Source organism: Arthrobacter sp. BPSS-3, assembly GCF_044628475.1.
In the GTDB taxonomy this organism is placed as follows: Bacteria; Actinomycetota; Actinomycetes; order Actinomycetales; family Micrococcaceae; genus Arthrobacter.
This window is the reverse complement of record NZ_JBIMMV010000019.1, coordinates 1-5,266: the sequence shown is the minus strand read 5'-3', so window position 1 is coordinate 5,266 and position 5,266 is coordinate 1. Positions and strand designations below refer to the sequence as shown.

Below are 5,266 nucleotides of genomic sequence, written 5' to 3'. Positions count from 1 at the left end.
GGGGTGGTGTGTGGTGTAAGTTATCGGCCTATTAGTACCGGTCAGCTTCACGAGTCTTTAGTCCTCGCTTCCACATCCGGCCTATCAACCCAGTGGTCTGGCTGGGGGCCTCTCACACACAAGGTGTATGGAAATCTCATCTTGAAGCGAGCTTCCCGCTTAGATGCTTTCAGCGGTTATCCCATCCGAACGTAGCTAATCAGCGGTGCACTTGGCAGTACAACTGACACACCAGAGGTTCGTCCGTCCCGGTCCTCTCGTACTAAGGACAGCCCTTCTCAAATTTCCTGCGCGCGCAGCGGATAGGGACCGAACTGTCTCACGACGTTCTAAACCCAGCTCGCGTACCGCTTTAATGGGCGAACAGCCCAACCCTTGGGACCTACTCCAGCCCCAGGATGCGACGAGCCGACATCGAGGTGCCAAACCATGCCGTCGATATGGACTCTTGGGCAAGATCAGCCTGTTATCCCCGAGGTACCTTTTATCCGTTGAGCGACGGCCATTCCACAATGTACCGCCGGATCACTAGTCCCGACTTTCGTCCCTGCTCGAGATGTCTCTCTCACAGTCAAGCTCCCTTGTGCACTTACACTCGACACCTGATTGCCAACCAGGCTGAGGGAACCTTTGGGCGCCTCCGTTACTTTTTAGGAGGCAACCGCCCCAGTTAAACTACCCATCAGGCACTGTCCCTGACCCGGATTACGGGCCGAAGTTAGATGTCCAAAGTGACCAGAGTGGTATTTCAACGATGACTCCACCCGAACTGGCGTCCGGGCTTCAACGTCTCCCACCTATCCTACACAAGCCACTCCGAACACCAATACCAAACTATAGTAAAGGTCTCGGGGTCTTTCCGTCCTGCTGCGCGTAACGAGCATCTTTACTCGTACTGCAATTTCGCCGAGTTTATGGTTGAGACAGCGGGGAAGTCGTTACTCCATTCGTGCAGGTCGGAACTTACCCGACAAGGAATTTCGCTACCTTAGGATGGTTATAGTTACCACCGCCGTTTACTGGGGCTTAAATTCTCAGCTTCGCCTTGCGGCTAACCGGTCCTCTTAACCTTCCAGCACCGGGCAGGAGTCAGTCCGTATACATCGTCTTGCGACTTCGCACGGACCTGTGTTTTTAGTAAACAGTCGCTTCCCCCTGGTCTCTGCGGCCCCGCCACGCTCCGGACAGCAAGTGTCCATCACGATAGGGGCCCCCCTTCTCCCGAAGTTACGGGGGCATTTTGCCGAGTTCCTTAACCATAATTCTCTCGATCGCCTTAGTATTCTCTACCTGATCACCTGTGTCGGTTTGGGGTACGGGCGGCTAAAACCTCGCGTCGATGCTTTTCTCGGCAGCATAGGATCACCGGATCCCCCCATACGGGGGTCCCATCGGGTCTCAGGCATCATGAACAGCGGATTTGCCTACCGTTCGCCCTACATCCTTAGACCGGGGCAACCATCGCCCGGCCCGGCTACCTTCCTGCGTCACACCTGTTAATACGCTTGCCTCCCAGGTTTCGGTCCCGCGCTCCACCAAAACCCTTCACCCACAAGGGGTGTCGGGCAGGTCTCGGGCGGTTAGTATCCCCTGTTCAACATGGGCGGTTTTTCGCCGGTACGGGAATATCAACCCGTTGTCCATCGACTACGCCTGTCGGCCTCGCCTTAGGTCCCGACTTACCCAGGGCAGATTAGCTTGACCCTGGAACCCTTGATCATTCGGCGGACGGGTTTCTCACCCGTCTTTCGCTACTCATGCCTGCATTCTCACTCGTGTAGGCTCCACCGCTGGTTTACACCGCGACTTCACTGCCCACACGACGCTCCCCTACCCATCCAGACGCCTGAACCACAAGGGCTTAGCAAAAATCTGAATGCCACAACTTCGGCGGTGTACTTGAGCCCCGCTACATTGTCGGCGCGGAATCACTTGACCAGTGAGCTATTACGCACTCTTTTAAGGATGGCTGCTTCTAAGCCAACCTCCTGGTTGTCTTCGCAACTCCACATCCTTTCCCACTTAGCACACGCTTAGGGGCCTTAGTTGGTGGTCTGGGCTGTTTCCCTCTCGACTATGAAGCTTATCCCCCACAGTCTCACTGCTGCGCTCTCACTTACCGGCATTCGGAGTTTGGCTGACGTCAGTAACCTTGTAGGGCCCATTAGCCATCCAGTAGCTCTACCTCCGATAAGAAACACGCAACGCTGCACCTAAATGCATTTCGGGGAGAACCAGCTATCACGAAGTTTGATTGGCCTTTCACCCCTACCCACAGCTCATCCCCTCCATTTTCAACTGAAGTGGGTTCGGTCCTCCACGACGTCTTACCGTCGCTTCAACCTGGCCATGGGTAGATCACTTCGCTTCGGGTCTAGATCACGCCACTGCAACGCCCTATTCAGACTCGCTTTCGCTACGGCTTCCCCACACGGGTTAACCTCGCGACGTAACACTAACTCGCAGGCTCATTCTTCAAAAGGCACGCCGTCACAACTACAAGGCTGCTCCGACGGATTGTAAGCACACGGTTTCAGGTACTGTTTCACTCCCCTCCCGGGGTACTTTTCACCTTTCCCTCACGGTACTGGTCCGCTATCGGTCATTAGGGAGTATTTAGGCTTATCAGGTGGTCCTGACAGATTCGCACGGGATTTCTCGGGCCCCGTGCTACTTGGGATACTCTCCAGGCGGCGTGCAAACATTTCGGTTACGGGGCTCACACCCTCTCTGGCCGGCCTTTCAAGACCGTTCACCTATGCCCACGCTCTCACCCCACTGTCCCGGCAGAGACAGAACGGAAAGTCCCACAACCCCGACCATGCAACGCCCGCCGGCTATCACACATGGAACGGTTTAGCCTGATCCGCGTTCGCTCGCCACTACTAACGGAATCACTATTGTTTTCTCTTCCTGCGGGTACTGAGATGTTTCACTTCCCCGCGTTCCCTCCACGCACCCTATGTGTTCAGATGCGGGTCACCAGGCAACTCGCGCCCCTGGCGGGGTTTCCCCATTCGGACACCCTGGGATCACAGTCCGGTTATCGACTCCCCCAGGCTTATCGCAGATTCCTACGTCCTTCTTCGGCTCCTAATGCCAAGGCATCCACCGTGTGCTCTTAAAAACTTGACCACAAAAGATCAAGGAGTAATTTCGAGAGAACCACAGAAACCAACCACACCACAACAACACCACCCACAAGGGGCAGTCATCATCGAGCGCAGCCAGATCCAGGTTCATATTCTTGGAAATTGCTTCTTATAAAAGATGCTCGCGTCCACTATGTAGTTCTCAAACAACAACCCCGTACCACACACCCCACACACCAACCCCTTGACCCGAAGGCAAGAAGGTCAACAGCGTCCAGGGCGTCGCAGCCAGGAAACCAGAAACACACAAGCCCCACACCCCGCACCCACCCCCCACAAAGAAGGGCAGACACGAACCATGGTCCTGTTGTCTCAGGACCCAACAGTGTGCCAAACACTACCCACCAGAACCCCCACCACAGCGTTCCACAACCCCCTCAAGAGAGGATCCGTACTAACCACCGGTGAAAAACCCGACAGGCACCTATTCATTGATATTCCACCCATGAGCACCCGCCGCAGAACAATCGTCTGCGCAACGGGCCTACTCCTGACAACACCACCACACCAGTACTTAGACCAGGCGGGGTTGTTGTAGGCGCTCCTTAGAAAGGAGGTGATCCAGCCGCACCTTCCGGTACGGCTACCTTGTTACGACTTAGTCCCAATCGCCAGTCCCACCTTCGACAGCTCCCTCCCACAAGGGGTTAGGCCACCGGCTTCGGGTGTTACCAACTTTCGTGACTTGACGGGCGGTGTGTACAAGGCCCGGGAACGTATTCACCGCAGCGTTGCTGATCTGCGATTACTAGCGACTCCGACTTCATGGGGTCGAGTTGCAGACCCCAATCCGAACTGAGACCGGCTTTTTGGGATTAGCTCCACCTCACAGTATCGCAACCCTTTGTACCGGCCATTGTAGCATGCGTGAAGCCCAAGACATAAGGGGCATGATGATTTGACGTCGTCCCCACCTTCCTCCGAGTTGACCCCGGCAGTCTCCCATGAGTCCCCGCCATAACGCGCTGGCAACATGGAACGAGGGTTGCGCTCGTTGCGGGACTTAACCCAACATCTCACGACACGAGCTGACGACAACCATGCACCACCTGTAAACCGGCCACAAGTGGGGGACCTGTTTCCAGGTCTTACCGGTTCATGTCAAGCCTTGGTAAGGTTCTTCGCGTTGCATCGAATTAATCCGCATGCTCCGCCGCTTGTGCGGGCCCCCGTCAATTCCTTTGAGTTTTAGCCTTGCGGCCGTACTCCCCAGGCGGGGCACTTAATGCGTTAGCTACGGCGCGGAAAACGTGGAATGTCCCCCACACCTAGTGCCCAACGTTTACGGCATGGACTACCAGGGTATCTAATCCTGTTCGCTCCCCATGCTTTCGCTCCTCAGCGTCAGTTAATGCCCAGAGACCTGCCTTCGCCATCGGTGTTCCTCCTGATATCTGCGCATTTCACCGCTACACCAGGAATTCCAGTCTCCCCTACATCACTCTAGTCTGCCCGTACCCACCGCAGATCCGGAGTTGAGCCCCGGACTTTCACGGCAGACGCGACAAACCGCCTACGAGCTCTTTACGCCCAATAATTCCGGATAACGCTTGCGCCCTACGTATTACCGCGGCTGCTGGCACGTAGTTAGCCGGCGCTTCTTCTGCAGGTACCGTCACTTTCGCTTCTTCCCTACTGAAAGAGGTTTACAACCCGAAGGCCGTCATCCCTCACGCGGCGTCGCTGCATCAGGCTTCCGCCCATTGTGCAATATTCCCCACTGCTGCCTCCCGTAGGAGTCTGGGCCGTGTCTCAGTCCCAGTGTGGCCGGTCACCCTCTCAGGCCGGCTACCCGTCGTCGCCTTGGTGAGCCATTACCTCACCAACAAGCTGATAGGCCGCGAGTCCATCCAAAACCACAAAAGCTTTCCACCCCCCACCATGCGATGAGGAGTCATATCCGGTATTAGACCCAGTTTCCCAGGCTTATCCCAGAGTTAAGGGCAGGTTACTCACGTGTTACTCACCCGTTCGCCACTAATCCCCGGTGCAAGCACCGGATCATCGTTCGACTTGCATGTGTTAAGCACGCCGCCAGCGTTCATCCTGAGCCAGGATCAAACTCTCCGTTGAAAACAAACAGACACAACCAACAACCCCGGGAAAACGAGGAA

At 55.8% G+C, this 5,266-nt stretch carries 2 rRNA genes; both read right to left on the bottom strand.

From position 1 onward, the window contains the following. Positions 1-10: 10 nt before the first annotated feature. Positions 11-3,135: ribosomal RNA gene (locus ACFVY3_RS17270) — 23S ribosomal RNA — on the bottom strand. A gap of 566 nt (positions 3,136-3,701) precedes the next feature. Continuing rightward, positions 3,702-5,225 (bottom strand): 16S ribosomal RNA (locus ACFVY3_RS17265). The 16S and 23S rRNA genes sit together here, the layout of an rRNA operon. Positions 5,226-5,266 lie beyond the last annotated feature (41 nt).